The sequence below is a fragment of the Mesorhizobium carmichaelinearum genome, assembly GCF_900199455.1.
GTDB lineage: Bacteria > Pseudomonadota > Alphaproteobacteria > Rhizobiales > Rhizobiaceae > Mesorhizobium > Mesorhizobium carmichaelinearum.
Map to the genome: position 1 here is coordinate 144390 of NZ_FZQR01000008.1, position 26101 is coordinate 170490.

Sequence of the window (26101 nt, forward strand, 5' to 3'; positions counted from 1 at the left end):
CCGCCTACCACCGTTTGTGACGGGAGTTTTACAGCACAGAAATCGGCACCTCGGCCTTCCAGTGTTAGGTGGATGCACACAGGGCAAAGATCAAGAGTTAACATCGCCGGGAAATCCACTCCATCACTGAGGTCGCGCGCCCTTCACAGCAAAACGGCGCCGCAACGGCGCCGTTCCACAAAAATATGGGGTCGAGTGCCATGTCAGGCGCTGACATTGCCCTTCTTTTCCTTCTGTTCGGAGTAGATGTAGAGCGGCCGGGCACTGCCGGTCACCACCTCTTCCGAAATCACCACTTCGCGCACGCCCTCGAGCGCGGGCAGTTCGAACATGGTGTCGAGCAGGATCGCTTCCATGATCGAACGCAGGCCGCGGGCGCCGGTCTTGCGCTCGATGGCGCGCTTGGCGATCGCCGAGAGCGCATTCTCGTGGAAGGTCAGGTCGACATTTTCCATCTCGAACAGCCGCTGGTACTGCTTGACCAGCGCGTTCTTCGGCTCGGTCAGGATCTGGATCAGCGCCGGCTCATCAAGGTCCTCCAGCGTCGCCAGGACCGGCAGACGGCCGACGAACTCCGGAATGAGGCCGAATTTCAACAGATCCTCGGGCTCGACCAGACGGAACACATCGCCAGTGCGGCGATCCTCCGGCGAAGCGACGATGGCGCCGAAGCCGATCGAGGTCTTTCTGCCGCGATCCGAGATGATCTTGTCCAGCCCGGCGAAGGCGCCGCCGCAGATGAACAGTATGTTGGCGGTGTCGACCTGCAGGAACTCCTGCTGCGGATGCTTCCTGCCGCCTTGCGGCGGCACGGAGGCGACCGTGCCTTCCATGATCTTCAGCAGCGCCTGCTGCACGCCCTCGCCCGACACGTCGCGGGTGATCGAGGGATTGTCGGACTTGCGCGAAATCTTGTCGATCTCGTCGATGTAGACGATGCCGCGCTGGGCGCGCTCGACATTGTAGTCGGCCGACTGCAGGAGCTTCAGGATGATGTTCTCGACATCCTCGCCGACATAACCGGCTTCGGTCAGCGTCGTGGCGTCGGCCATGGTGAAGGGCACGTCGATGATGCGGGCCAGCGTCTGCGCGAGCAGCGTCTTGCCGCAACCGGTCGGGCCGATCAAAAGGATGTTGGACTTGGCCAGCTCGACATCGTTGTTTTTGCCGGCATGCGCGAGGCGCTTGTAGTGGTTGTGGACGGCCACCGACAGCACGCGCTTGGCGTAGGGCTGGCCGATGACATAGTCGTCGAGAACCTTGAGGATCTCCTGCGGTGTCGGCACGCCCTCGCGCGACTTCACCATCGAGGTTTTGTTCTCCTCGCGGATGATGTCCATGCAGAGCTCGACGCATTCGTCGCAGATGAAGACCGTCGGACCGGCGATCAGCTTGCGCACCTCATGCTGGCTTTTGCCGCAAAACGAGCAATAAAGCGTGTTCTTCGAGTCACCGCTGTTGTTGCCGACCTTGCTCATTTTCCTGTCCTTTCATGGCCGCCCGCCGATGGTCTGGCTGAAAGGGCGCATACTCTAATTTATCGCGGGAATCCGCCGCCGCCAGTGTCCCGGCTCCCGCAACGTATTCCGTACGAAACACAAATCAGAAAACGTGGCAATGATTCGCAGCAACCCCACACAAAGCTAAGCCGTCGAAAATCAACATAGCCTTAACGTAGGCAATCCCAACCGTCGAGGGAACAGCCAATTGTGGCCGAAATGCCGCAAAACACGCTAAAAGCGCGTGATGGTGTCATCCAACTGCCACCCAGCCCTTATGCCACGGCACCTTCAGCCGGCTCGCGCGACGAAATGACCTTGTCGATGAGGCCGAAATCCTTGGCTTCGTCGGCGGTCATGAAATGGTCGCGGTCGAGCGTCCGCTCAATCTCTTCGTAGCTTTTGCCGGTGTGTTTGACATAGACCTCGTTGAGACGGCGCTTCAGCTTGACGATATCCATGGCGTGGCGCTCGATGTCGGAGGCCTGGCCCTGGAAGCCGCCGGACGGCTGGTGAACCATGATACGGGCGTTCGGCGTGGCGAAGCGCATGTCCTTGTGGCCGGCGGTCAGCAGCAGCGAGCCCATCGAGGCGGCCTGGCCAATGCAGAGCGTCGATACGGCCGGCTTGATGAACTGCATGGTGTCGTAGATCGCCATGCCGGAGGTGACGACGCCGCCCGGCGAATTGATGTAAAGGTTGATTTCCTTCTTCGGGTTCTCGGCTTCGAGGAACAGGAGCTGCGCGCAGACCAGCGTCGCCATGCCGTCCTCGACCGGACCGGTGATGAAAATGATGCGCTCCTTGAGGAGGCGCGAGAAGATGTCGTAGGCCCGCTCGCCGCGATTGGTCTGTTCGACCACCATCGGAACGAGGTTCATGTAGGTTTCGACGGGGTTCTTCATCGGTTATCTCTTATCTCGCGGTGGGATTCCGGCGCCGGGATGCTGGCAGATTAGGCAGAATCGGTTCTGGATCGTTGTTCCGTAGATAGGATGCCGGCTCATCCTTGTGCAAGGCCGCCCCGTCCTAGCCATCTGGGTAAGTCGAATCAAGCTTTACGGCCAAGGATTCGCATCGCGGACGCCAGCGCCGACCAGGAACAGGCGTGACCGGTCCGCAACGTAGCAATTTCTTAACCGCGTCACTTAACGAAATGCGGCAAAACCGCTTTTCTCAGCGGCAGCTTCCCCTACAATTCAACGTTGAACTTGTGTGCAAGGTTCAAACAGGGGGAGTGTCATGTTCAGGAGAAGCGCATCCTTCGCCCTTGCCGGGCTGGCTATGCTCGGCACGACTTCTCAGACGGCGGCCGGCGGCCGTGCCGTGGAATGTTACGAACCGGTCCGCTCGCCTGCCGTCTACGACACAGTCTACGAGGACGTGATGGTCAGCCCTCCCGGCCAGCAGGTGGTCGACTATGACCCGCCAATCTACGGCACCCGCGAGCGCGTGGTGATGACCGTGCCGACCCAGGTTCAATATGAGGTGGTGCCAGCGGTCACCCGGACCGTCTACCACACCGTCAGGGTCGATGGCGGCGGCTATTCCTGGGAATGGCGCGTCATCCATGGCCGCAAGGTGCTGTGCAAGGTCTGGCACAAGGCGCGCTACGAGCGCGTCGCCGAGACGGTGGTAATCCAGCCGGAACGCACCCGGCGCGTCGTTATCCCGGCGCAGTACGACAAGATTGCGGAGGAAGTGCTGATACAGCCGGAACAAAGGCGTATTATCGATGTTCCCGCCTCCTACCAGACCGTTGCGCGGCGCGTGCTGGTCAGGGGAGGCTCATCCGGCTGGCGGCGCGTGCATATTCCCAGGCATTGCCAGGATTAGCGGGCATGGCATAGCCTGCGCCGCAGCGACCTGGCCTGCGTACAGGCCTCCGTCCGCAGCCACGTCTTCAGGCCGGCGACATCGGCGTTGACGCCTCGATCCGCTGTGGCCGGCCTTGACCAGCGACCATGCCGTGGAGAGACCGGCAATACCCGCGCCGACAACGATCACATTCATCCGCTCAGACCTTCCGCAGCCGGAACGGCTGGATCAATTCATGGGGTATCGCGCGCCAACATACGGTCTGGAATGAGGCTGGCAAGCCGCGCTATGGGTCTGGCATGACCAAATCGACGCTCCCTTACCTCGCCCTTGATCCAGCCGCCCGGCGGCTGCGGCTCGACCCGCACGAGTCGGCTTTCTTCCTGAATCCGTACGAGGCCTATGCCTCTCTGCATGGCGTCTCGAATGCCTTCTTCTGGGAGGAATTCGGATTCTGGTGCTTTGGCGGCTTCGACGATGTCAACCGGCTGCTGCGCGACCGCCGCTTCGGCCGCCAGAACCCCGCCGGCATTCCCGACAGCCGCGGCGTCGGCCAGGATCGCAGCCATCTCAAGGCCTTCGACGGCATTGAAGCCAACTCCATGCTCGAACTGGAACCGCCGGTGCACACGCGGCTGAGAACACTGGTCAACCGCGCCTTCGTCTCGCGCCAGGTCGAGCGGCTGCGGCCGCGGGTCGAGGCGCTCGCCAACGAGTTGATCGACCGTTTTGATCCGACCGGACCAGTCGACCTCTTGCCCGCCTTCGCGGCGCCGTTGCCGATCACCATTATTGCCGAAATGCTCGGCGTGCCGGTGGAGATGGGGCCGCAACTGCTCGACTGGTCCCATCAAATGGTCGCCATGTACATCCATGGGCGCACGCGCGAGACCGAAGAGACGGCCAATCGCGCAGCGGGCGAATTCGCCGATTTCCTGCGCGGCTACATTACCGAGCGACGCAGGGACCCCGGAGACGACCTGCTGTCGCTGCTGATCTCGGCGCAGGAGGACGGCCAGAGGTTGTCGGAAGACGAAATGGTATCCTCCGCCATCCTGCTGCTCAATGCCGGCCATGAAGCGACCGTACATCAGACCGGCAATGCGGTGCGCTCGATCCTGGCGCAAGGCGGCGACCCCGGCCGCTTCTTCACCTCGGCGGAAGCGGCCGCTGCAACGGTCGAGGAATGCCTGCGCTTCGACGCGCCGCTGCATATGTTCATGCGCTACGCTTATCAGGAGATCGAGATTGCGCCCGGCATCGTCGTGCAGCCGGGCCAGACCATCGGGCTCCTGCTCGGCATGGCCAATCACGATCCGCGCGCCTTTGCCGGACCGCAGGCCTTCCGGCCTGATAGAACCGACCAGAAGAATGTGTCCTTCGGCGCCGGCATCCATTTCTGCATCGGTGCGCCGCTGGCGCGGCTCGAATTGCAGGTGTCGCTGAAGACTTTGTTCGAACGTCACCCGCAACTGCATCTTGCCGAACAGCCCCGCTTCCGCGACACTTACCACTTCCATGGGCTGGAAACGCTCGCCGTCGGCGTCTGAACGATCGCGGGCCTGGGGCTGCGCGATGAGACTGTCTTGGAGACCGGCGACGGCGTTCGCATTGGCGTTGCTATGCGGCTGCCTGGGCACGGCGCACGCCCAGCAACAGCCGGAAAACATCCCTTGGGAAAACAGCATGGCCATCGCCCACAAGATGGCATTGGGGCTTCTGGAGCGGCAGACCGGCTCGAAGGGCCTGCCGCTGGCCTCCTTTGCCATCGAGGTCGATCTCAATCTCGACGGCTTGCCTGAAATCTTCGCCTACCGCTACGCGCCGGGCTGCGACGGCATCAAATGCGGCAACTTCCTGTTCGTCCTGGAAGGCGACAGCTACCATGAGGTTTTGGGCGACATTCCCGGCGTGCGGCTGGTGCCGCAGGACAAGATCGCGCTCAGCCCCTTCAAGCGAAACGGCTTTTTCGACATCCAGTCCAACACGATGACGATCGGCTGGAATGGCACGCGCTATGTCGACGTTTCCACCTTTCCAGCCTCGACGCTCGATGGCGCCGCCTTCGTGGCCGCCTGCCAGAAAAGCAAGTTGGGCGAGCAGCCGGCCGAGGGCGAAGCGGAACAGGCGGCCACGGCATGCCAATGCCAGTTCAACCGATTTCAGGTCGTCGGCTTCAAACAGGCCGACCTTGACGCCTATACGGCTTCGATTGCCGGGCAGGAAGTCGAGTATCCAATAGGCGACAAGGAGGATGCCTGGCTCGCCTTGTCGAAAAGTGCCCAGGACGTCGCCACAGGCTGCGATGTCGCGAGCGGCAAAAGCCAATGGCCGCCTGCCTATTTCGATCATGGCGATAGGCCGCAGCAGAAGCTGAACTTCGGCGCATTTCTCGATGCCTGCCCGGCGCAGGATTTCATCCTGACCAACCACAAGACCGGCTCGCCCGATCGCGCACTCGCGCTTTGCGGCTGCCTCGCCCGCGAAATCCCGACCTATGGCGTCAGCCAGGACGGGCTCGACCTCCTGGCGCAATACTATCGCGACGAGATTTCGGACGCCGATGTCGAGGCACAGGACGCCGATCTGCTGACCGCGCACGACAAGGCGTCGGAAGCGTGCCTGAGCCAGTTTCCGGCGAAGTAGACCTGCGGAAATCAGGCACCCAAATCACCTGAAACGAGCTCGCATCGACGCTCGTTTGGCGATCCCCTCCGGGAGGCGCTTATGCCAATGCCGGGATCGGGTTGGGGTCGATGTCGGCTTGCATCGCCAGCGGAAAACGCAGCGGCACGGCGTCGATCTTCTGCGTCGCGAAAAAGTTCCTGTTTCGAAGACGCGCCAAGGCGCGCGTCGCCTCTGCCTGGATCCTGTCAAGGATACGCTTGTTTCTGGGCGGCGGCGGAGCGAACTGGATCAAGGTCGCAGGGCCGCCGTTCTCCGCAACGAACTGGGCCTGGGCGCAGAGCGCGGGCATCAGCTGGTAGGTCGTGCTGCGCGCGGTCGTCATCTCGGTTGGGCTGAAGAGCACGAAATCGACCGTTGCCTTAAGGCGCCTGGTGCTCTTGAGCAGCTTCTGTGCGGCCTTCTTCGAAAGAATATAGCCGCATGCGCCCATATGTTGCCCGAACAGCCGCGTTGCGGAGTATCCATTCTTGACGGGGACATGCCGGCCCCCGAGCCTCACCGGGACAAAGAATGTTTCGAGCTTGACCACGTCCGCATCTCGCGGAATCCAACTGTCATCGGCCAGCATGGGTCCGGCGTCGTGGCTGAAGACGACATCATCCTCGAAGACGACGCCGTACCGATCGGGGCCGTCCGCGATGATTTGCCAGCAGAGACGATGGCTGAGAAAGCAGCAGACTTCCGCCTCGGTGAGCGGAGGGGCGATGACAGGAGCCCCAGTGGCCGCATCGATCGCCGCAACACGCTCGAAAGGAATTCCAATGCGGGCAAATTCTGCCGTGACTTCCGCGAGCCGATCGGCTGATCGGTCAAGATTGATCACCAAACACTTCACTGTCGTCCTCGAGGCATGAAAGCTTGGCGATCTCTACTTCGTGTCTCCGCTTTGGTCGGGAAGTTCACCGGTAGTCATTGTCGCCTGTCGACGTCCCTATAAGAGCGCGCCAAACGGCAGTCAACTTTGGGTGGCTGCCGAATGCTTGTGGCCGCAGAGCCAGATGCCCGGTACGGATTTTCCGATAGCGATATAGACCGCATCGTCTGATCCCGCCCCGGGCGCCTACAGCTTGATCACATACTCCTTGCGGGTCGTTTCAAGCACTTCCCAGCTGCCCTTGAAGCCCGGCCTCAGCACGAAACTGTCGCCCGCGCGTACGGTGCGCGCTTCGCCGCCGTCTTCCGCGATCACCGAAACGCCGGACAGGATGTGGCAGAATTCCCATTCGTCATAGACGATGCGCCATTTGCCGGGGGTCGATTCCCAGATGCCGGCATAGAGGCCGCCATCCCGCTCCTCGACGTTCCAGGTGCGGAATTTCGGATCACCCGAGATCAGCCGGTCCGGCGTCGGCGCGCCGGATTCGGGTTCGATGCCGTCAGTCGATATTGTCAGGTGATGCGCGGACAGGATTTGCCTCCAACAGTGAGTAGTGAGTAGTGAGTAGTGAGTAGTGAGTAAGCACTCCGCCAACGCGCGATTAACTACTCACTAATCACTACTGACTACTCACTCACTTCTCACTACTGCCCAAGAAATCAGACCTTGGCGAGCGCCTGTTCGAGGTCGGCGACGATGTCGGTGACATCCTCGATGCCGATCGAAAGCCGTACGGTGTCCGGGCCGGCTCCAGCCTTGACCTTCTGCTCGTCGGAAAGCTGGCGATGCGTGGTCGAGGCCGGGTGGATGACCAGCGACTTGGTGTCGCCGACATTGGCCAGATGCGAGAACAGTTCCAGCGCCTCGACGAATTTGACGCCGGCCTCATAGCCGCCCTTCAAGCCGAAAGTGAACACGGCGCCTGCGCCGAGCGGCGAGTATTTCTTCTGCAGCGCGTTGTTCTTGTCGCTGGGCAGGCCGGGATAGTTCACCCAGGCGACCTTGGGGTGGTTGGACAGCCAGCCGGCGACGGTGACCGCATTGTCGCAATGACGCTGCATGCGCAGCGGCAAGGTTTCCAGGCCGGTCAGGATGAGGAAGGCGTTGAACGGCGATATCGCCGGGCCGAGGTCGCGCAGGCCAAGCACGCGCGCGGCAATGGCGAAAGCGAAATTGCCGAAGGTCTCGTGCAGGATGAGGCCGCCATATTCGGGACGCGGTTCCGACAGCATCGGGTATTTGCTCGACTTCGACCAGTCGAAGGTGCCGCCGTCGACGATGACGCCGCCGATCGAATTGCCATGGCCGCCGATGAACTTGGTCAGCGAATGGACGACAATGTCGGCGCCGTGCTCGATCGGCCGGATCAGGTACGGCGAGGCCAGCGTGTTGTCGACGATCAGCGGCAGGCCGTGCTTGCGGGCGATATCGCCGATCTTCTCGATGTCGACGAAGGTGCCGCCCGGATTGGCCAGGCTCTCGATGAAGATCGCCTTGGTCCTGTCGTCGATCTGGCTTTCGAAGGTCGAGACGTCGTTGGTGTCGGCCCAGCGCACCTCCCAGCCATAATTCTTGAAGGCATGGCCGAACTGGTTGATCGAGCCGCCATAAAGCCTTGTCGCGGCAACGAAATTGTCGCCCGGCTGCATCAGATTGTGGAACACGATGACCTGCGCGGCATGGCCGGATGCGACCGCAAGGGCAGCCGTGCCGCCCTCAAGTGCCGCGACGCGCTCTTCAAGTACGGCCTGCGTCGGGTTCATGATGCGGGTGTAGATGTTGCCGAAGGCCTTCAGGCCGAACAGCGAGGCGGCGTGGTCGGCATCGTCGAAGACGAAGGAGGTCGTCTGGTAGATCGGCGTGGCGCGCGCGCCGGTGGCCGGATCGGGCTTGGCGCCGGCATGGACGGCGAGCGTGTTGAAACCGGGCGTACGGGTCACTGAAAACCTCCCTCAAGAACCTTCTGAAATTCGCCGGGCATTTTTGGCGAAGCCCGGCTCGGAATGCAAAGAAGAAAAAACCCTTCGGCGTGGGACCTTCGACCAAGCTGCAGGGAAATACGGCGCTAGCCGGAATAATTTTGCGCTTCTCTCCCGCTACCTATTTCTGCCGTACGCCAAAGCTCTGGAAGCCCTGGCGCATCAGCGGCTTCTTCGACGACAGGACGCCTGAATTGACGCCGGTCCAGCCGATCTCGCCGGACAGCTTGCCGTACTCGATCTTGGGGCAGCGGTTCATCACCACTTTGATGCCGGCCGCCTCGGCGCGTGCGGCGGCCTCGTCATGGCGCACGCCAAGCTGCATCCAGACGACTTTCGGCAAGGGATCGAGCCGCAACACCTCGTCGATGATGCCGGGCACGGCCGATGCGGCGCGAAAAATGTCGACCATGTCGATCGGCTCCGGAATATCGGCCAGCCTGGCATAGGTCATTCGGCCGAGGATCTCCTTGCCGGCCTGGCCAGGATTGATCGGTATCACCGAAAAGCCCTTGGCCAGCAGATATTTCAGCACGAAATAGCTCGGCCTGACGTCATTGGCCGACGCGCCGACCATGGCGATGGTCTTCACCGAATTGAGGATGCCGCCTATGTAGGTGTTGTCGTAGGCATCGTGGTTCATGCGGCAATCGCCTTCCTGCGGTAGTGATAACGGTAGAGTTCGCGGCTGAAGCCGAGTGAGGCATAAAGCGCGCGAGCAGGCGTGTTGTCGGCGACGACCTGTAGACATGCCGCCGACGCACCTGCCCGCCATGCCCAATCGATCAGGCCGCCAACCGTTCTGCGGCCCAAGCCCTGCAGCCTGAACCTGGCATCGGTCTCAACCGACTCCACCACAAGCAGCCCATCGCGGATGACGCCATAGGCCAAGGCGGCAATTTCATTGTCGCGCTCGCAAGACACGAACGCCCGATCGCCTGATATCAGCCCTGTCATCTCGCGAAAGACACAGCGGTCGGCGTCGTCATAGGCGCCCATGCGAAACCGCGCCGCGAACCAGTCCTCGCCTGGCATCGGCGAAACCGTGACATGTTCGTCGCGAACCTCCGCCAGATCGTCGATTCCCGCATGGAGATGGATCGTTCCGCCTTCCAACTGGTAGCCGCGGCCGACGAGCGCGGCTTCGAGCTCGTTGGCGATATCGGGCACGCGAAACAGCGGCGTCTGGCCGTGACCGGCATAAAAGGCCTCGGCAGCATCGATCACCGCGTCAGGCGCGCCGCGCCTGCCACGCAAGGGATTGACGGAATTGGCGCGTCGGATCCTGCCGCCCGAACGTCTCAGCAGCCAACCGTCGACAACCGTCTCGGTCGCTGCCGGCCAGGCGTCGCGGCACGCCTCTTCCATCCGCCAATTGAGATCGTCGTCCGTCATGCGCACCGTCACGCGTCGTCTTCCCGCAGCGCTTCCTCCATAAACATGTCAGGATCGCTACAGAAGTCGCGCATCATGCGAAAATGATCGGTGTCGGTGAAATCGGTCGGGTCGAGCCCGAACCGGCTGATGCGGAACAACCGCGCACCGGGACAGGCCATGAGCAGCGGCGAATGCGTCGCCATGATCACCTGCGCGGTGCCCGACTGGTCCATGCGCCGCAGCATCTTCAGCAATTCGATCTGACGCGATGGAGACAGAGCGCTCTCCGGCTCGTCCAGGATGTAGATGCCTTGCCTGCGGCAGCGTTCCTCGAAGAAACGGATGAAACCCTCGCCATGCGACCAGGACAGGAAGTCCGGCGGCGGCGGCTTGAACGGGTCTTCCAGCGCTGCCTGGTCGAGGTAGCGGGCCACCGAGTAGAAGGATTCGGCGCGAAAGAACCAGCCGGCGGTGACTTTCGGCAGCCAGTGGCCACGAAAAGTGTTTGCCAGCGCGGCGCCACTCTTGTCGATGGCGCTGGAGTGGTCGACCGGGCGGTAGCCCTTGCCGCCGCCGGCCTCGTCGTAGCCAGCCAGCGCGCCGATCGCCTCAAGAAGCGTGGATTTCCCTGTACCGTTCTCGCCGACGATGATGGTGATCGGCGTGGTGAATTCGAGTTCGAATTCGCGGCCGCGAAACAGCGGCAGGTTCCAGGGGTATTTTTCCCAGTCGGACACCCGCTCCGGATCGAGCAGGATGCGCTTGAGATAGGGCGCCTTGAGCCGCGTCAGCTGCTTGCGATAGGCCATCACCCGGGCAGCGAAATCGTGCCGTCTTCCGCGATCGGAAAGGCCGGATTGTGCGCCACTTCCCAGACATGGCCGTCGGCATCGGCGAAATAGCCGTACCAGCCGCCCCAGAAGGCGCGACCGGCCGGCTTGACGATGCGGCCGCCGGCCTTCTCGGCCATGGCGAGCACCTCGTCGACTTCGGCGTCAGAGCGGGTGTTGTAGGCGAGATAGAGGGCGGAAGGCGCCTTGGCGAAGGCAAGCCCCGCATCCTCCTCGGCACTGGCGCGCGGAAACAGGCCGAGAATGGCGCCACCCATCTGGAAGAAGGCGACACCGTCGGTGATGCCGGCATGCCGTTTCAGGCCCATTGCCTCGTAGAAACGCATCGCGCGATCGAGATCGTCCGTTGCGATCGTGACGATGGAGATGCGCGGTTCCACGACTACTCGTCCGTCCATTCCGGCTTGCGCTTGCCGATGAAGGCGCCGATGCCTTCTTCGGCGTCACGCGCCAGCATGTTCTCGACCATGACGCGGCCGGTATAGGCATAGGCATCCGCCAGTCCCATTTCGGCCTGTGCGTAAAAGGCCTCCTTACCGGTCTTGACCACCAAAGATGATTTGGAAGCAATGGTTTGCGCGTATTTGGTGACAATCTGATTCAGGTATTCGCGCGGCACGACGCGGTTGACCAGGCCGAAGTCCTTGGCCGTTGCCGCGTCGATCGTCTCGCCGGTCAACAGCATCTCCATCGCCTGCTTGCGCGAGACGTTGCGCGACAGCGCCACCATCGGCGTCGAGCAGAACAGGCCGATGTTGACGCCCGGCGTGCAGAAGGTCGCCTCATGCGAAGCGATCGCCAGATCGCAACTGGCGACCAGCTGAAGCCCGGCGGCGGTGGCGAGACCGTCGACTTCGGCGATGACAGGCAAGGGATGGCGCACGATCGCCTGCATCAGTGCGGCACAAGCGGCAAAGGTCTCTTCGAAGAAGGCCTTGCCGCGATCGGCGTCAGCACGCCGCGCGGTCATTTCCTTGAGATCATGGCCGGCGCAGAACACCTTGCCGGCGGCCGACAGGATGATGACGCGAACGGCCTTGTCGGCCTTGGCGCGGTCGAGTTCCGCCGTCAGCGCCGCCATCACCGCCAGGGAAAGAGCGTTGGCGGGCGGATTGGCGAGCGTGAGACGCAGCACGCCCTTGTCCAGTTGTGCGACAACCGGACCTTCAACAGGAGCAGGCTTGATGGCAAGGATTTCGGCCATGGCTAAGGTCTCCACGATTCCGGTCGGGCTGGCAGACTATCTAATATCGGATCGGCTTTCATCCAACACCCATCGCTTGCGCCAGAGGATCGAAGGTGTTGCCAGGAACGCCCTGCCGCGCTCATACAGGTCTGGCGCAGAATGAGAGACCGACATGCCCGCCCAGACCAATCTCAAACCGGTGCTGACCGCGGCACAAGTCAATGTGCTGATGGAAACCGTCTATCCGCAACTCAACGAGCAGTTCAAATATTACGAGGCGATCGACGTTTTCCCGGGCGGCTGCACCGTGCGGCTCAATGCCGGCGAGCGGCATTTGCGCCCCGGTGGAACCGTGTCCGGTCCGTCGCTGTTCACGCTGGCCGACATTGGTGGCTATGTCTGCGTGCTCTCCCATGCCGGACCGGACGCGCTCTCGGTTACGGTGAACCTCGACATCAACTTCGTCCGCAAGGCCGAGGCCGGGCCGATCGATGGCCATTGCCGCATCCTGAAGCTCGGAAAGAGCCTGATGGTGTTCGACATAGACATCGTCGCCGGCCCGGAAGGACAGACAATCGCGCACGCCACGGGCACCTATTCGATCCCGCCCAAGCGAGTGTGATCATTGAACTTCCGGGCAATGTGTATATATATGCGCATAGGTGACTTTTGCTTGAGCGTGACAGCCGTAAGATCATAAAGCGCCTCAAGGAGGATGGGTTCGAGCTGATTTCGATACGCGGCTCGCACCACAAATTCCGGAAGGGCGAGATCGTGCTGATTGTTCCGCACCCCGAAAGAGACCTGCCTACCGGCACTGCTCGCGCGATCGCCAAGCAAGCTGGTTGGATCGGATAGGCGGAGTTGCGCCGGAGACCCTCATGAAGAATTATTTCGCCTTGGTCGAGAAAGACCCCGACAGCGCGTTCGGTATTCGCTTTCCCGACATTCCCGGGTGCTTTTCGGCCGCGGATACGGCCGAGGACATCGTGCCCAATGCGGTTGAAGCCTTGCAATTGTGGGCGGAGGATATGCCGGTTCCAGAGCCGTCCAGCCACGAAGCGATCGTCGCTCTTCCCGATATACGCAGCGCGCTTGCTGAAGGCGGCTATCTGGTCTCGGTGCCGCTCATCGACAATGACAGCGCGGTCGTGAGGGCGAATGTGACTTTCGAGCGTGGCGTCCTACGGGCGATCGACGCAGCCGCGCGCGAGCGCGGCATTACGCGATCCGCGTTCCTTTCCAGCGCAGCTCGCAAGGAAATCGAGGCAAAACACTGAGGCGGACCAGGAGCATAGGCGCCGACAGATGTGGTAAAATAATACCTTTCGAATAAGCGTCTGTTTTTGCTTATCTTTCTTCGAAATTTGCTTTTTCACTTGCCTTGACGCGATCCCTCCCCTCGCCTATAAGCCCTCACGAAGCAGCGGCCCGCCAAGGCCGCCGTTTTGTTATTGGCGGCGGGCAAGCGTCTCATCGCCAATCCAAGCAACAAGAAACGCCTTCTCTTTGAAGGTCAGAACCGAGAGCAGAAAACATGACAACCTTTTCGCAGAAGCCTGCGGATGTGGTGAAGAAGTGGATCCTGATCGACGCCGAAGGTCTCGTCGTTGGTCGTCTCGCCACTGTCATCGCCAATCATCTTCGCGGCAAGCACAAGCCGACCTTCACCCCGCATGTCGACGACGGCGACAATGTCATCGTCATCAATGCCGACAAGGTGGTGTTCACCGGCAAGAAGTTCACCGACAAGGTCTATTACTGGCACACCGGTCACCCCGGCGGCATCAAGGAGCGCACCGCGCGCCAGCTGCTCGAGGGCCGTTTCCCCGAGCGTGTCGTCGAGAAGGCCGTTGAGCGCATGGTCCCGCGTGGCCCGCTCGGCCGTCGCCAGATGAAGAACCTGCGCGTCTATGCAGGTGCCGAGCATCCGCATGTCGCCCAGCAGCCAGAAGTCCTCGACGTGGCCAAGCTGAATTCCAAGAACAAGAAGGTCGCATAAGATGGCTGAGCTTTCCTCGCTCGCAGAACTGGGCGCCGCCACCGGCAACACGAATACCCAGCCGGCTGCACCCGTCCACGTCCAGAAGCTCGACAAGTCGGGCCGCGCCTATGCCACCGGCAAGCGCAAGAACGCCATTGCACGCGTCTGGGTGAAGCCGGGTTCCGGCAAGATCGTCGTCAACGACAAGGAATTCGCGACCTATTTCGCGCGTCCGGTCCTGCAGATGATCCTCAACCAGCCGATCATCGCCTCCAACCGCGCAGGCCAGTACGACATCGTCGCCACCGTCGTCGGCGGCGGCCTGTCCGGCCAGGCCGGTGCGGTTCGCCACGGCATCTCGAAGGCGCTGACCTACTACGAGCCGGCGCTGCGCGCCGTGCTCAAGAAGGGCGGCTTCCTGACCCGCGACAGCCGCGTCGTCGAGCGCAAGAAGTACGGCAAGGCGAAGGCCCGCCGCTCGTTCCAGTTTTCCAAGCGCTAAAGAGCGCTTGGGGCCAAGTTCTCGAAGCGCTAAGCGCTCCGCAGTTCTGGATTATCGAAAAGGCCGCCTCCGGGCGGCCTTTTTTGCATTTGGCGTCCTATCCAGCGGAATGATCGGCGTCGCGGCGCGGCATTCGATAGATGCAAGCCGTGTTGCACATCCGGAAAATGTCAGGCTTGGCAAATTTGCTGCGGCCCGTCGCGCGCGGCGCGGCACGATGCTACGAAACAGGGACCGGCCTTTTCGGTCCAAAGGATATTTGGATAGGTAATTCTTAGGGGAGATCTCAGATGTCGTCACCCGAACCGATCAAATTCACCGACGGCGCGGCTTACGAGCGCTTCATGGCTCCCTGGAGCCGATCCGCCGGGGCTTTGTTCCTCGACTGGCTGGCGCCGGACTCCGGACGGGCCTGGGTTGATGTCGGTGCCGGCAACGGCGCGTTCACTGAGCTCATTCTAGCGAAGTCCGCCCCTTCGTCCGTTTGCGCGATCGATCCCTCCGACGCGCAGATTGCGACTGCTCGGCAAAAAATCTCGGCAAAGCAGGTCGAGCTGTCGATTGGCGATGCGATGGCCCTTCCCTACGACGCCAACCGCTTCGACGTCGCGGTGATGGCGCTGGTGCTGTTCTTCGTCCCCGACCCGCGCAAGGGCGCCTCGGAAATGCTCCGCGTCACCAAGCCCGGCGGCATTGTCGCGTCCTACACCTGGGACGTCATGCGCGGCGGCACCCCTACGCAGCATTTGTGGGAGGAGATGGACGCGATGGGCAAACCGGCCGCACGTCCGCCGAGCGCGGAGGTCTCGCGTTTCGCGGCGCTGAAGGCGCTCTGGGCGGAGCTCGGCATCCGCGATGTCGAGACGCGCGAGCTTGTCGTCGAACGCACCTTCGCTGACTTCGACGATTATTGGCTATCCATGGTCGTGAGCAGCCCGAGCGGAATCGTCGGGAAGCTGTCGGATGCGGAGAGCGCGGAGCTGAAACGCCGACTAAAGGACAGACTGCCGGCAAGCGCCACGGGAGCGATCACGGTTCACGCCTGGTCGACGGCGATCAAGGGGCGAAAGGCCGCCTAATGCGTGCGGCGCCTTACGTCGCCGCTTTCTTCTTCGCCGGCGCTTCCGGCGTGCCCTCGATCGAGGACAGGCGGCCGGACGTGAACGTGTAGATGCCCGCACGCGGGCCGGTCGTCCAGGTGACCACAGCGACGCGCCGGCCGGCACCGTCACTGGAGAGATTGACGTTCGAGGGCGTGCCGATGCCGCGCACCACGTCGCATTCGGTGTGGCCGAGCGCGACCGTGCCGCCCATGGCCGCGGGCGCCGTCGTCGATGCATTGGCATCAGCCGGCCCGGGGGGCGGCTTCCTGACCCGCGACAGCCGCGTCGTCGAGCGCAAGAAGTACGGCAAAGCGAAGGCCCGCCGCTCGTTCCAGTTTTCCAAGCGCTAAAGAGCGCTTGGGGCCAAGTTCTCGAAGCGCTAAGCGCTCCGCAGTTTTCGACAATCGAAAAGGCCGCCCCGGGCGGCCTTTTTGCATTTGGCGTCCTATCCGGCGGAATGGTCCGCATCGCGGATGAACAGGAACGCGCAGACTGCCGAGAACGCCACCGCGAGCGCGGAGGCGAGGAAAGCAATCTGCATGCCCTGGATCGTGCCCAGCGCCAGGGCGGAGCCGAACAGCGCGACGCCGATCGCCCCGCCCGACTGGCGCACGGTGTTGAGCACGCCCGAAGCTGTTCCCGACATCGCCGTCGGCACGGACGACAACAGCGCCGTGGTCATCGCGGGCACGGCGAGACCAATGCCGATCGGCAGGAACAGCAGCCGCCATAGCAGCGACAGATAGGACGTGTCGGCCTGGATCAGCGCCATCAGGCCGAAACCGGCCGCGCCAATGAGCAGACCGATCGCCATCGGCAGGCGTGAGCCATAGGTTGCCGCGATACGTCCGGCGGCGACATTCGACACCGTGACCGCCGCCATAAAGGGCAGGAAGGCGAGCCCGGTCATCTCGGGCGAAAAATGCCTTTCCTTCTGGAAGTAGAGGCTGAGCATGAAGATCGTGCCGTAAAGCGTCAAATTGACCGCCAGCCCGACGAGGCTCGTCACCGCCGGGATGCGGCTGGCAAACAGCTTTAGCGGAAACATCGGCGCCTTGCTCCGGCTCTCGACCAGCAGGAACAGGCTTCCGGCCACCACCGCCAGGATCAATCCGCCAATGACCGGCAAGGAAGTCCAGCCCGACGATCCGGCTTCGATGAAGGTGCCGGTCAGCGAAAACAGCGTCAGCACGACAAGCCCCTGCCCGGCCCAGTCGATCGGCGGATTCCCGGCCTTTGGCGGCGTTTCCTCCAGAAACCGGTAGGCCATCCAGATGGCGAGAGCGCCGATGGGCAGGTTGACCAGGAAGATGCTGGCCCAGCCAAGCGACGCGACCATGAAGCCACCGAGCACCGGCCCGGCCGACAGCGCGATGCCGCCCGCCGCAGTCCACAGGGCGACGGCACGCGCCCGGCGGGGCTTGTCGGAGGCGTAGGCGCGGTTGAGCAGCGCCAGCGAACACGGCATCAGCAAGGCCGCGCCCGCGCCCTGCACGGCACGCGCCGCGATCAGCACCCAGGGACTCTGCGCCAGCCCGCAGACCAGCGAGGCGATGCTGAACAGCGCCATGCCGCCGACGAAAACGCGGCGGGCGCCAATCCTGTCGCCGAGCGCGCCGCCGGCAAGCAGCAGCGAAGCAAAGGCAAGCGTGTAGGCGTCAACCACCCATTGCAGGCCGCCTATGCCCATCGACAGCGCCGCGCCGATCCTGTTCAGGGCGACATTGACGATGGAGACATCGAGTTGCACCACGACGAAACCGAGACTGGTCGCGGCGACGGTGGCGGCATAGGCGGCGCGGGGCTTGAAAACGATGGTGTCGGACATGCCCATGGGTAACGGTTCGTCACTGACACCGTTCCGTCAGGAGAGGCCAGCCTGCGACAACCAGGCCGGGATGCCGATCACGGCAAATCAATTGATGCTGGCGGTCGCGGCGGGCTCGATGCGTTCGCCTGTCCCGGCATAAGGCACGCGAAAACCGTTCGCCGCCAGCCAGTCGATGGCCGCCTTCGGCTCGTCGGTCTGGATGATGGTGGCGCCACGATCGGCCCAGAAACCCCAGGCTTCGCGCGGCAGGCTGGCCTGCACCGCCAGTTCGTCGCCACGGCCGCCGGCGAGGAAACCGCCCGGCTTGTTGACGATGGCGTAGGTATCGGCCCAGATGTGCCAGTTGCCTCGCACCGCTGCCGCGCGCATGCGCGTGCTGAACAGCGGTCCGCCGGTTTCGGTCAGCGTTTCGGCACCCGCCCGCCAGTTGATCAGTTCAATCGCACGCGGCGCAAATGCGTGGTCGACCGTCTCGGCGAAACCGGCATCGTGCACCGCGTCATCGGCGATGATCGGCATGAACTGGAAGCCGCCGCCGATCGCGGCCATGGCTGACTTGACCGTCGCAATCCTGGTCTGGTTCCAGAGGTTCTCCTTGACGATGACCTGGTCGGCCATGCCGAGATCGCGCGCCACCGCGATCATGCCTGGCAGATCGCCGACGTCGAGCTTGTTGTCGAGATTGATGAGGATCCGGTCCCGGGTCGCCATCAGCATCTCGCGCAGCGTCGAGACCGTCTCATTGGTAACGGCGTGGGTGCCCTCGATCACCAGCCGGCATGTCCTGAGTTCAGCCAACGTGTATTTCACCACCTCGCCCTTGCAGGTCGTGGTGCGGTCGAGCCAGCTGTCATGCATGACGACGAGCTCGCCGTCCTTCGAACGCCGGATATCGACCTCGACAATCTCGGCGCCCATGGCGATCGAGCCTTCGACAGCCGCAAGCGAATTTTCCGCATAGAGCGTCTTGCCGGCCTGCATGCTGCCGGCCCGGTGCGCCGCCACCATGACATGGTCGCGCCACTGGTTGGCATGTTCGAAGCGGTCGAGGATCTGTCTGGCGCGGCTTTCGCCGGCCAGGGCCTGACCTGAGACGGCCGCAAGTGCCGTGGAAAGCAGAAGGCTCAGCCAGATGGTCCACATCGAGAATCGCTCCTTGCCGGATCGAAGCCGGGATAGGCGATGCCCGTGACAGGGAGGTGAACGAAGCCGGCTAGCGGATGTCTGCGATATCCAGCTTCAGATGTGCTTCGACAGCCGCCGGAACCAGGCCAGGGCCGGCATTTCGACCAAACGCCAGGTGATCCAGGAGGAGGCGATGGTGGCGACAAGCATGATGACGATTGCCCCAGTCCCGATCCAGCCGGCGCCGAAGCCGGTCGCCGGCGAGCCGCGCAGCACGATGTCGCCGACGAGGCCCAGGCCAAGCTTGGGCTTGACGAGCCCGGCCACGTTGATCAGGCGCGCCTGGACGAAGATGTGGACCATGTAGATCGAGTAGGACAGCGCGCCGAGCGTCAGCATAAACGGCGTCCTCAGCAGAGCAGAAATCCAGCCGCCTTCATGGGCAAAGAGAAACAGCGCCAACGCAAACACCAGGGGAGCGGCGATGCCGAAATCATTGCTGCCCGCCAGCGAGACGAAAAGGACGATGACCGCCACCATGACGATTTCGGCAAGGGTCCAGCTCAGCCTCGGGCCGCCCCTGGCGAGGAGCTGTCGCGCCCCTGCAATGGAATCATGCTGAAACCAGGCCAGCAGGGCTCCGAGCGAGAAGCCATAGAGGCAGCGGATGAAGCCGAAATCGTAGGACACATCCATATGATGCGTGGAGAAGCCGAGCAGGAACAGCGGCGCGGTAACGGCGGCGGCAACAAACCATATCCAGGCACGCGCACCGGCGACGAAGACCACGCCCGCAAACAGGAGATAGGCGAAGAACTCCGCCGAGATGCTCCAGCTTGGCGCATTCCAGGTCAGATGATCCTCGAAGCCCATCCCTTGCAGCAGAAGCAGATTGGCAAGCAGGCTTTTCAAATCGAAACCGCCGGTGAAAGGGGCGGCGCCGGTGCCATGCAGCTGCGGCAGCATCAGCCGCAGCAGCTCGAACCCGGCAAAGGCCGTGAGCATGATGAGATGCAGCGGGTAGATGCGGCCGAAACGCACCAGCGCGAACCGGGCGACCTGGTCGGGCTGGTTCAACCGATCACCGTAGCTGCTGGCGATGACGAAGCCGGAAAGGACAAAGAAGAAGTCGACGAAAAGATAGGACGAACCAATGAAGCTGCTCTGCGAGATCACAGAAGCGGTCGGGAAATGAAACAGCGCCACGAGAAGCGCGCAGATGCCGCGCCACGAATCGAGAACCTGGAAGCGCTCGCCTGCTATCGTGCCGGCATGGGTCGACACCATGGCATCGGACGGATTAAGAAACGCGGCCTGCGTCATGATGGTACAAATCCTGTCTTGCCGTGGCACCCGGGTGGCGCCGTTTCGTCTCCCCAAGCTGTGACTGGCATCTTCCATGCCGGTTCTGTAGTTGTTGCACCCCGATGAAAACGAGGACCAGTAATGGCGACCAAGAACATCGACCATGCCTTCACCGCCCGCTCCAAAACGGGCGGCGCCCTTGAGCCGACCTATTCCGGCGCGCTGTCGTTCATGCGGCGCAAATACACCAAGGACGTGAAGGGGGCGGACGCGGTGGTGTGGGGCATTCCCTTCGACGCCGCCGTCACCAACCGGCCCGGCGCCCGATTCGGGCCGCAGGCTATACGCCGCGCCTCGGCGATCCTCGACAATGACCCGCAATACCCGTTCTCGCGCGATCTGTTCGAACATCTCGCCGTGGTCGACTATGGCGACTGCCTGCTCGACTCGGGCAACCACCAGAAGACGCCCGGCACGATCGAGCGCGAAGCGGCCAAGATCCTGAAATCAGGCGCTTTCCTTTTGACGCTGGGCGGCGACCATTTCGTCACCTGGCCGCTGCTCAAGGCGCATGCCGCCATCCACGGACCGCTCGCTCTGGTGCAGTTCGACGCGCATCAGGACACGTGGGAGGATGACGGCAAGCGCATCGACCACGGATCCTTCGTCGGCCGCGCCGTCAAGGAAGGCATCATCGATCCCGACCGATCGATCCAGATCGGCATCCGCACGCACGCGCCCGACACGTTCGGCATCAAGATCCTCTACGGCCACGAAATCGAGGAGATGCGTGCATCCGACATCGCCTACGCCATCGTCGACCGCACCGGCGGCAAGAAGACGTACCTGACCTTCGACATCGACTGCCTCGACCCGGCCTATGCACCGGGAACCGGCACGCCGGTGGCCGGCGGACCGTCCTCGGCCAAGATCCTGTCGACGCTGCGCCAGCTCAACCAGGTCGATATTGTCGGCGCCGATGTCGTGGAGGTTGCGCCGGCCTATGATCACGCCGATATAACGGCGATCGCCGGCTCGATGGTGGCCATGCAGTATCTCGGTCTGCTGGCGGAGCGAAAGGCACGGCAGGAAGAGATGAACAACGGCAATCACAACGGTGCCGCGGTGAATCACGGTCACGGCATATAAGTGTTGAGATATCAGGGAATTTGATCAGGTCATGAAACCGAAAATCTTCATCGACGGCGAGCACGGCACCACCGGCCTGCAGATCCGGGCGCTGCTTGCCGAGCGTGGCGACCTGGAGATCATTTCCATCCCGACCGAGCGTCGCAAGGAAACGGCGGCGCGCGCCGAATTCCTCAATGCCGCCGATATCGCGATCCTGTGCCTGCCGGACGATGCGGCGAAGGAGAGCGTCTCGCTGATCGCCAACGACACCACCAAGGTCATCGATGCGTCGACCGCGCATCGCGTCGCCGAAGGCTGGGCCTATGGCTTCGCCGAGATGGACAAGGATCAGGCCAAGACCATCGCCACGGCCAAGCGCGTCGCCAATCCCGGCTGCTGGCCGCAGGGACCGATCGCAACGCTCAGGCCACTGGTCAGCGCCGGCCTGCTGCCGGCCGACTTCCCGATCGCGGTCAACGGCATTTCCGGCTATTCGGGCGGCGGCCGGCCGATGATCGAGGACTATGTTGCTAAGGGCGAGGATGCCTCGGAGTTCCTGCCCTATGGCCTGACCCTGCAGCACAAGCACGTGCCGGAACTCAGAGCCTATGCGAAGCTGTCGCATGATCCGATCATGCAGCCGGCGGTCGGCAATTTCGCCCAGGGCATGATCACCGTGGTGCCGCTGCAGCTCGGCAGCCTCGGCCATGTGCCGACAGGTGCGGAGCTTCATGCCGCCATTGCCGACCATTTTGCCGCCATCAAGGGCGGTGTGGTCGAAGTCGCGCCCTACGCCCATCTAGAGCGCATGCCGGAGATCGATCCCGAGATCTACAACGGCACCAACCGCATGAAGGTCTATGTCTTTGCCAACGACAAGCGCGCGCAGGTGCTGCTGCTGGCGGTCTACGACAATCTCGGCAAGGGTGCCTCGGGTGCAGCCGTCCAGAACATGGACCTGATGCTCGGGCTTTGATGGGCGCACCAGCCTTCCCGGCGCGCTGGAAAGTCAGCGCGCCCAAACTCATTGCCGAGACCTTTTCGAGCCGCATCTGGAAGGTTGTTCGTGAGGACGGCTCGCCGGCCGTCGTCAAGGCGCTCAAGCCTTTCGACGATGTCGCCGACGAACTGCGCGGCGAGCATTTCCTCGCCTGGCGGCGCGGCGAAGGCGCGGTGCGCCTACTTGGCCGCGACGGCCACAGCATGCTGCTCGAATATGCCGGCGACACCCTGCTTACGCGGGTTCTCGACCAGCAGGGCGACGACGCCGCGACCGCGATCGCGGCGGAGGTGATGGCGAAACTGTTTTCGCCTGGGAAAGACCCCTTCCCGTCCGAGCTCCAGCCGCTCAGGGAGCGGTACGCCAGCCTGTTCAGGAAGGCCGCGACCGATCGCGCTACCGGTGATGACAGCCTCTATGTCGAGGCCGCAGCCATCGCCGAGCGGCTGCTGTCCAACCCGCACGATATCAGGCCGCTGCATGGCGACCTGCACCACGACAACATCCTGCAGGGACCGCGCGGCTGGCTGGTCATCGACCCGAAGGGCGTGCTCGGCGATCCCGGTTTCGATGCCGCCAACATGTTCTACAACCCGCTCGACCGCGATGCGCTTTGCCTCGATCCCGTGCGGATAGCGCACATGGCCGAGGTCTTTGCGAGCACACTGGGGCAATCACCGGCAGCGATACTGGACCATGCCATCGCCTATGGCTGCCTGTCCGCGGCCTGGCACCACGAGGACGACAACGCGATCGAGGAGAACCGCGAGCTGTCGGTCGCCGAGGCGATCCGGGCAGTGCGGGCGGGTTTCTGATCCCAGGAATACGGCGGTAATCGATTGTTCACCATGATCGGCTACCGATGAGCCTTGGCTCCCACCCAAGGATTTCTCATGGTCAGCGCGATCTCGGGCTCCTCCTCCGCAGCCCAGTATTCCTCGTCCAGTTCCTCGAGCAATGCAGCCCAGGAGGCCGCGCTCGAAAAGCAGATCCAGGAGTTGGAAGACCAGGCCAAGGCGATCACGGATGAGGTCAAGGCCGCCCAGGTGCGGCAGGACATCGCCGTGGCCCAGGCCAAGCTCGACGCGCTCAGGGCCGCCGACGCCGACAAGGCTGCCAAGGCCGCTCAGAGCCAGTCGACGCCGTCCGCCGCCGCCGTGCGCCAGGCGGAATTCGACGGCGAGAAAACCACGCAGTCCAACGAATTCTGGATGTGACGGGCTGATAGGCTCGGGATCAGGCCCTGAGCGCGATCTGGTGCGGCAAGGGGTAAGCACCCTTGGTACCGCGCCAATGAGCGGCGGCGAAGCCCAGCACGATCAGTGCGAAACCCTGATGCGTGAGCGCCATGTGCAGCGGCACATGCATCAGCAGCGTGCCGATGCCGATCGAGGCCTGCACCAGCACCAGCACAAACAACAGCGTCGCGCGGCGGGCATGCGTCGAGCCGGGCAGCCGCCGACGCGTGGCGATCATATGCCAGAGCGCGACGGCAAAGACCGTATAGGCGCCGAGCCGATGGATGAACTGCACCGTCTTCGGGCTCTCGAAGAAGTTGCGCCATGCCGGCTCGAGGATCAGCAGGTCACCGGGGATGATCTTGCCGTCCATCAGCGGCCAGGTGTTGTAGCTCAAGCCCGCATCAAGCCCGGCGACCAGGCCGCCGAGATAGATCTGGATCAGCGCCAGGAGCACGATGAAGCCGGCCAGGCGCTGCGTCGAACGGTCGGCGGCGGGTTCGGAATGCGGCGCCAGACCACGCGCGACGACCATAGTGGCGGTAAAGATCAAGGCCGCCAGCGTCAAATGCGTCGCCAGCCGGTACTGGCTGACGGAAACCCGATCGACCAGGCCGGAAGCCACCATCCACCAGCCGATGGCGCCCTGCAGGCCACCGAGAAGCAGGATGCCTATCAGCTTTGGGCCAAGGCCGCGCTCGATGCGGCGCGTCACCCAGAAGAACAGCAGCGGCAAGGCAAAGACCAGGCCGACGCTGCGCGCCAGCAGGCGGTGCGCCCATTCCCACCAGAAGATCGACTTGAACGCCTCGATGCTCATGCCCTTGTTGAGCTCGGTGTATTGCGGAATCTGCTGGTAGCGCTGGAATTCCTCCTGCCACTCGGTGTCGTTCAGCGGCGGGATGACGCCGTGGATCGGCTGCCATTCGGTGATCGACAGGCCGGACTCCGTCAACCGCGTGGCGCCGCCGACCAGCACCAAGGCGAACAGCACCAGCACCACGACATAAAGCCAGCCGCGCACGAGCGCCCGGTTGCGCAGGTCGCGGTCGCGGGCAACGTATGGCGCGGCGGCTGAGATGGCAGCCATGATCTTGTCCCGTCCGGTTGAATGTCGCGGATTGGTGAACCATCGCACCGGCACTGGCAAGACTGCGCAGCGCGGCACGCCGTCGCGCCTGATGCGGCGGGTTGCGCGTGTCCCGCGTTCGGCCTAAGCGATAGCGATCAACGAGATCATACCATGCCTATTCGCCTGAAAAAGCTGATCGGAATGTTCCTGCTGGTGGCGCTGGTCATCATCTACGCGCTGGTGGCGTCGATCTTCGCGGTCGCGCGGCTGTCGGAGTCGGGTCCGTTGGTGCAATTCCTGTTCTTCCTGTTCAGCGGCCTGCTCTGGGTGCTGCCGGCGATGGGCATCATCAAATGGCTGATGCTGGAGCCGCGGGCGAAGCGCTGAGCCTGCCCGTTGATCAGATGGTGACGAGCATCTTGCCGGCATTGGCGAGCGGCGTCGTCACGCCCGACAGCATGGTGCGGATATGGGCAAGGTTCTGGTAGCGGCCATTGATCGAAATGCGCGGCAAGGCATGCAGGAAGCCGGCATGTTCGGCGCGCAGCACGCCATGGCGGGTCGTTACGGCGGAGATATAGCCGGCGTCGCGGGCGAAGCCGACTTCGCGGCAGCCGACGGCGCTGGCATAGCCATAGGGGTAGGCGAAATGGCGGGGCTCCTTGCCCAGCTCCGCCCGCAACACGTCCTTCACAACGCCTATCTCGTGCCGCGCATCGGTTTCGGAAAGCCGCTTCAGATTGCTGTGGTTGATCGTATGGGCGCCGATCGTCACCAGCGGATGGGCGGCGACAGTGCGAATCTCATCCCAGTTCATCAGTGTCCGCAGCCGCGGGGCGTCCACGTCGACGCCATTTGAACTGGCGAGATCGCGCAGCACGATCCGCAAATCCTCCTCGCGAACCTCGGTGGCGAGATAGGCATGCAGCCGGCTTATCGCCCGGGCTTTCCTGGCGGGGGTCGCGCAATCGACCACCTCCGGACCGTTCGAGGTCGCCAGGGTCAGGCGATTGGAGGCATTGACGATGTCCTCGGCCACATCCCACCACAGATCGGCGGTGCCGTCGATCAGCCCGGGTGCGACATAGATGGTGATCGGCGCGCCGTGCTTCTCAAGCACCGGCAGCGCCTCGGTCATGTTGTCACGGTAGGCATCGTCGGCAGTGATGGTGGCGAACCGGCCGCCTTTGCCGCCTGCCTTGATGCGCTCCACGGCTTCGTCCATCGAGACGAAAACATAGCCGTCCGCCTTCATGTCGGCGATCACGGCGTCGAGGAAACTGGGCGCGATGTTGAGGTGGCGGTTGACGCTGTCGGGCTTTTCCGGTGTCGCCGTCACGCGGTGCAGCATGAGGATGGCGCCGATGCCGCCGACAAACGGCCTGGCCAGCGGTGCGAGGCCGGTATAGCGCGCGACGTTGAGCGCCAGCTTCCGGATTGCCTCCCCACCGTCGATCATTCATTCACCTTTTGCGCCTAGGCTGATCCAAGCACGGAATACGCCTGAGCGCCCCCCAAATCGGGATCAATACGCC

The 26101-nt window shown here is 63.0% G+C and carries 29 protein-coding genes and 2 pseudogenes; 15 read left to right on the top strand and 16 right to left on the bottom strand.

Annotated elements, in window-relative coordinates:
* Positions 1-203: 203 nt before the first annotated feature.
* Both clpX and clpP read right to left on the bottom strand, forming a co-directional pair.
* Entirely contained in the window at positions 204-1478 is a 1275-nt protein-coding gene (gene clpX, locus CKW40_RS19730; RefSeq protein ID WP_023759839.1) for an ATP-dependent Clp protease ATP-binding subunit ClpX, read from the bottom strand.
* A gap of 296 nt (positions 1479-1774) precedes the next feature.
* Positions 1775-2404, bottom strand: coding sequence for an ATP-dependent Clp endopeptidase proteolytic subunit ClpP (gene clpP, locus CKW40_RS19735; RefSeq protein WP_056562366.1), 630 nt, complete (start codon positions 2402-2404; stop codon positions 1775-1777).
* Positions 2405-2741: 337 nt separating this feature from the next.
* Between clpP and CKW40_RS19740 the strand changes: the two genes are divergently transcribed.
* The 3 genes from CKW40_RS19740 (at position 2742) to CKW40_RS19750 (ending at position 5963) form a co-directional block, all read left to right on the top strand.
* Positions 2742-3335, top strand: coding sequence for a hypothetical protein (locus CKW40_RS19740; protein ID WP_095201536.1), 594 nt, complete (start codon positions 2742-2744; stop codon positions 3333-3335).
* 281 nt (positions 3336-3616) lie between these two features.
* Positions 3617-4867: a cytochrome P450 gene (locus CKW40_RS19745; protein ID WP_095201537.1), complete on the top strand. Its 1251-nt coding sequence runs from the start codon at positions 3617-3619 to the stop codon at positions 4865-4867.
* Between the two features lie 136 nt (positions 4868-5003).
* The gene (locus tag CKW40_RS19750) at positions 5004-5963 is read left to right on the top strand and encodes a hypothetical protein (RefSeq protein WP_244571222.1); all 960 of its coding nucleotides are present in this window, start codon (positions 5004-5006) and stop codon (positions 5961-5963) included.
* 79 nt (positions 5964-6042) lie between these two features.
* On the opposite strand, the gene CKW40_RS19755 is transcribed toward CKW40_RS19750, so the two are convergent.
* The 8 genes from CKW40_RS19755 to CKW40_RS19790 form a co-directional block, all read right to left on the bottom strand.
* On the bottom strand, positions 6043-6840 hold the full coding sequence (locus CKW40_RS19755; RefSeq protein ID WP_095201539.1) for a glycosyltransferase family 25 protein: 798 nt from the start codon (positions 6838-6840) through the stop codon (positions 6043-6045).
* A gap of 225 nt (positions 6841-7065) precedes the next feature.
* Positions 7066-7413 (bottom strand): cupin domain-containing protein, encoded by a 348-nt coding sequence (locus CKW40_RS19760; RefSeq protein ID WP_439331000.1) that lies wholly within the window; start codon positions 7411-7413, stop codon positions 7066-7068.
* A gap of 128 nt (positions 7414-7541) precedes the next feature.
* Positions 7542-8822, bottom strand: a complete 1281-nt coding sequence (locus CKW40_RS19765; protein ID WP_095201540.1) for an O-acetylhomoserine aminocarboxypropyltransferase — start codon at positions 8820-8822, stop codon at positions 7542-7544.
* A 160-nt stretch (positions 8823-8982) separates the two neighbouring features.
* Complete coding sequence (locus CKW40_RS19770; RefSeq protein ID WP_095201541.1) at positions 8983-9504, bottom strand: CoA-binding protein; 522 nt, start codon at positions 9502-9504, stop codon at positions 8983-8985.
* Positions 9501-10268 carry a GNAT family N-acetyltransferase gene (locus CKW40_RS19775; protein WP_143748333.1) on the bottom strand — a complete coding sequence of 256 codons (768 nt, stop codon included), beginning with the start codon at positions 10266-10268 and terminating at the stop codon, positions 9501-9503. The genes CKW40_RS19770 and CKW40_RS19775 overlap by 4 nt, the downstream gene beginning before the upstream one ends.
* Positions 10265-11047, bottom strand: coding sequence for an AAA family ATPase (locus CKW40_RS19780; RefSeq protein WP_095201542.1), 783 nt, complete (start codon positions 11045-11047; stop codon positions 10265-10267). The genes CKW40_RS19775 and CKW40_RS19780 overlap by 4 nt, the downstream gene beginning before the upstream one ends.
* On the bottom strand, positions 11047-11469 hold the full coding sequence (locus CKW40_RS19785; RefSeq protein WP_095201543.1) for a VOC family protein: 423 nt from the start codon (positions 11467-11469) through the stop codon (positions 11047-11049). Before CKW40_RS19785 ends, CKW40_RS19780 begins: the two co-directional genes overlap by 1 nt.
* Positions 11470-11471: 2 nt before the next feature.
* On the bottom strand, positions 11472-12293 hold the full coding sequence (locus CKW40_RS19790; RefSeq protein WP_095201544.1) for an enoyl-CoA hydratase: 822 nt from the start codon (positions 12291-12293) through the stop codon (positions 11472-11474).
* A 154-nt stretch (positions 12294-12447) separates the two neighbouring features.
* Between CKW40_RS19790 and CKW40_RS19795 the strand changes: the two genes are divergently transcribed.
* From CKW40_RS19795 to CKW40_RS19820, 6 genes are all read left to right on the top strand, one after another.
* Complete coding sequence (locus CKW40_RS19795; protein WP_095201545.1) at positions 12448-12897, top strand: PaaI family thioesterase; 450 nt, start codon at positions 12448-12450, stop codon at positions 12895-12897.
* Positions 12898-12944: 47 nt separating this feature from the next.
* On the top strand, positions 12945-13133 hold the full coding sequence (locus CKW40_RS19800; RefSeq protein ID WP_095201546.1) for a type II toxin-antitoxin system HicA family toxin: 189 nt from the start codon (positions 12945-12947) through the stop codon (positions 13131-13133).
* Between the two features lie 23 nt (positions 13134-13156).
* On the top strand, positions 13157-13555 hold the full coding sequence (locus CKW40_RS19805) for a type II toxin-antitoxin system HicB family antitoxin (protein ID WP_095201547.1): 399 nt from the start codon (positions 13157-13159) through the stop codon (positions 13553-13555).
* 257 nt (positions 13556-13812) lie between these two features.
* A complete protein-coding gene (gene rplM / locus CKW40_RS19810) occupies positions 13813-14277 on the top strand; it encodes a 50S ribosomal protein L13 (RefSeq protein WP_010915638.1) in 465 nt (154 codons plus the stop codon).
* A 1-nt stretch (position 14278) separates the two neighbouring features.
* Entirely contained in the window at positions 14279-14761 is a 483-nt protein-coding gene (gene rpsI, locus CKW40_RS19815) for a 30S ribosomal protein S9 (protein ID WP_027042360.1), read from the top strand.
* A gap of 290 nt (positions 14762-15051) precedes the next feature.
* Positions 15052-15840 (top strand): class I SAM-dependent methyltransferase, encoded by a 789-nt coding sequence (locus CKW40_RS19820; RefSeq protein WP_027042359.1) that lies wholly within the window; start codon positions 15052-15054, stop codon positions 15838-15840.
* A 13-nt stretch (positions 15841-15853) separates the two neighbouring features.
* Here the strand turns inward: CKW40_RS19820 and CKW40_RS19825 are convergent.
* Positions 15854-16126 (bottom strand): annotated as a pseudogene (locus tag CKW40_RS19825) (hypothetical protein); the annotation flags it as partial.
* Between CKW40_RS19825 and rpsI (CKW40_RS19830) the strand changes: the two are divergent.
* Positions 16122-16214, top strand: a pseudogene (gene rpsI / locus CKW40_RS19830) (30S ribosomal protein S9); the annotation flags it as partial. The pseudogenes CKW40_RS19825 and rpsI (CKW40_RS19830) overlap by 5 nt on opposite strands.
* Positions 16215-16309: 95 nt before the next feature.
* Here rpsI (CKW40_RS19830) and CKW40_RS19835 read toward each other — a convergent pair.
* The 3 genes from CKW40_RS19835 to CKW40_RS19845 form a co-directional block, all read right to left on the bottom strand.
* A complete protein-coding gene (locus CKW40_RS19835) occupies positions 16310-17698 on the bottom strand; it encodes an MFS transporter (protein WP_244571223.1) in 1389 nt (462 codons plus the stop codon).
* 81 nt (positions 17699-17779) lie between these two features.
* Complete coding sequence (locus CKW40_RS19840; RefSeq protein ID WP_095201548.1) at positions 17780-18838, bottom strand: glycerophosphodiester phosphodiesterase family protein; 1059 nt, start codon at positions 18836-18838, stop codon at positions 17780-17782.
* Between the two features lie 96 nt (positions 18839-18934).
* Entirely contained in the window at positions 18935-20143 is a 1209-nt protein-coding gene (locus tag CKW40_RS19845; RefSeq protein WP_095201549.1) for an acyltransferase family protein, read from the bottom strand.
* A gap of 123 nt (positions 20144-20266) precedes the next feature.
* On the opposite strand from CKW40_RS19845, the gene speB reads away from it, so the two are divergent.
* The 4 genes from speB to CKW40_RS19865 all read left to right on the top strand — a co-directional run bounded on the left by speB (position 20267) and on the right by CKW40_RS19865 (position 23473).
* Entirely contained in the window at positions 20267-21274 is a 1008-nt protein-coding gene (gene speB / locus CKW40_RS19850; protein WP_095201550.1) for an agmatinase, read from the top strand.
* A 31-nt stretch (positions 21275-21305) separates the two neighbouring features.
* Positions 21306-22232 (top strand): N-acetyl-gamma-glutamyl-phosphate reductase, encoded by a 927-nt coding sequence (argC, locus tag CKW40_RS19855; protein WP_095201551.1) that lies wholly within the window; start codon positions 21306-21308, stop codon positions 22230-22232.
* Complete coding sequence (locus CKW40_RS19860) at positions 22232-23071, top strand: aminoglycoside phosphotransferase family protein (protein ID WP_095201552.1); 840 nt, start codon at positions 22232-22234, stop codon at positions 23069-23071. The genes argC and CKW40_RS19860 overlap by 1 nt, the downstream gene beginning before the upstream one ends.
* A gap of 78 nt (positions 23072-23149) precedes the next feature.
* A complete protein-coding gene (locus tag CKW40_RS19865) occupies positions 23150-23473 on the top strand; it encodes a hypothetical protein (protein ID WP_095201553.1) in 324 nt (107 codons plus the stop codon).
* Between the two features lie 19 nt (positions 23474-23492).
* On the opposite strand, the gene CKW40_RS19870 is transcribed toward CKW40_RS19865, so the two are convergent.
* Positions 23493-24584, bottom strand: coding sequence for a COX15/CtaA family protein (locus CKW40_RS19870; protein WP_095201554.1), 1092 nt, complete (start codon positions 24582-24584; stop codon positions 23493-23495).
* A 153-nt stretch (positions 24585-24737) separates the two neighbouring features.
* Here CKW40_RS19870 and CKW40_RS19875 point away from each other — a divergent pair, with 153 nt between their 5' ends.
* Positions 24738-24953 (top strand): DUF2842 domain-containing protein, encoded by a 216-nt coding sequence (locus tag CKW40_RS19875; protein WP_095201555.1) that lies wholly within the window; start codon positions 24738-24740, stop codon positions 24951-24953.
* A 13-nt stretch (positions 24954-24966) separates the two neighbouring features.
* Here CKW40_RS19875 and CKW40_RS19880 read toward each other — a convergent pair whose 3' ends face one another.
* A complete protein-coding gene (locus CKW40_RS19880; protein WP_095201556.1) occupies positions 24967-26025 on the bottom strand; it encodes a polysaccharide deacetylase family protein in 1059 nt (352 codons plus the stop codon).
* Positions 26026-26101 lie beyond the last annotated feature (76 nt).

Coding starts and splice junctions, on each gene's coding strand:
- clpX (WP_023759839.1), bottom strand. CDS start 1,478: ATGAGCAAGGTCGGCAACAACAGCGGTGACTCGAAGAACACGCTTTAT.
- clpP (WP_056562366.1), bottom strand. CDS start 2,404: ATGAAGAACCCCGTCGAAACCTACATGAACCTCGTTCCGATGGTGGTC.
- CKW40_RS19740 (WP_095201536.1), top strand. CDS start 2,742: ATGTTCAGGAGAAGCGCATCCTTCGCCCTTGCCGGGCTGGCTATGCTC.
- CKW40_RS19745 (WP_095201537.1), top strand. CDS start 3,617: ATGACCAAATCGACGCTCCCTTACCTCGCCCTTGATCCAGCCGCCCGG.
- CKW40_RS19750 (WP_244571222.1), top strand. CDS start 5,004: ATGGCCATCGCCCACAAGATGGCATTGGGGCTTCTGGAGCGGCAGACC.
- CKW40_RS19770 (WP_095201541.1), bottom strand. CDS start 9,504: ATGAACCACGATGCCTACGACAACACCTACATAGGCGGCATCCTCAAT.
- CKW40_RS19780 (WP_095201542.1), bottom strand. CDS start 11,047: ATGGCCTATCGCAAGCAGCTGACGCGGCTCAAGGCGCCCTATCTCAAG.
- CKW40_RS19790 (WP_095201544.1), bottom strand. CDS start 12,293: ATGGCCGAAATCCTTGCCATCAAGCCTGCTCCTGTTGAAGGTCCGGTT.
- CKW40_RS19795 (WP_095201545.1), top strand. CDS start 12,448: ATGCCCGCCCAGACCAATCTCAAACCGGTGCTGACCGCGGCACAAGTC.
- CKW40_RS19805 (WP_095201547.1), top strand. CDS start 13,157: ATGAAGAATTATTTCGCCTTGGTCGAGAAAGACCCCGACAGCGCGTTC.
- rplM (WP_010915638.1), top strand. CDS start 13,813: ATGACAACCTTTTCGCAGAAGCCTGCGGATGTGGTGAAGAAGTGGATC.
- rpsI (WP_027042360.1), top strand. CDS start 14,279: ATGGCTGAGCTTTCCTCGCTCGCAGAACTGGGCGCCGCCACCGGCAAC.
- CKW40_RS19820 (WP_027042359.1), top strand. CDS start 15,052: ATGTCGTCACCCGAACCGATCAAATTCACCGACGGCGCGGCTTACGAG.
- CKW40_RS19835 (WP_244571223.1), bottom strand. CDS start 17,698: ATGGGCATGTCCGACACCATCGTTTTCAAGCCCCGCGCCGCCTATGCC.
- CKW40_RS19840 (WP_095201548.1), bottom strand. CDS start 18,838: ATGTGGACCATCTGGCTGAGCCTTCTGCTTTCCACGGCACTTGCGGCC.
- CKW40_RS19845 (WP_095201549.1), bottom strand. CDS start 20,143: ATGACGCAGGCCGCGTTTCTTAATCCGTCCGATGCCATGGTGTCGACC.
- speB (WP_095201550.1), top strand. CDS start 20,267: ATGGCGACCAAGAACATCGACCATGCCTTCACCGCCCGCTCCAAAACG.
- argC (WP_095201551.1), top strand. CDS start 21,306: ATGAAACCGAAAATCTTCATCGACGGCGAGCACGGCACCACCGGCCTG.
- CKW40_RS19860 (WP_095201552.1), top strand. CDS start 22,232: ATGGGCGCACCAGCCTTCCCGGCGCGCTGGAAAGTCAGCGCGCCCAAA.
- CKW40_RS19865 (WP_095201553.1), top strand. CDS start 23,150: ATGGTCAGCGCGATCTCGGGCTCCTCCTCCGCAGCCCAGTATTCCTCG.
- CKW40_RS19870 (WP_095201554.1), bottom strand. CDS start 24,584: ATGGCTGCCATCTCAGCCGCCGCGCCATACGTTGCCCGCGACCGCGAC.
- CKW40_RS19875 (WP_095201555.1), top strand. CDS start 24,738: ATGCCTATTCGCCTGAAAAAGCTGATCGGAATGTTCCTGCTGGTGGCG.
- CKW40_RS19880 (WP_095201556.1), bottom strand. CDS start 26,025: ATGATCGACGGTGGGGAGGCAATCCGGAAGCTGGCGCTCAACGTCGCG.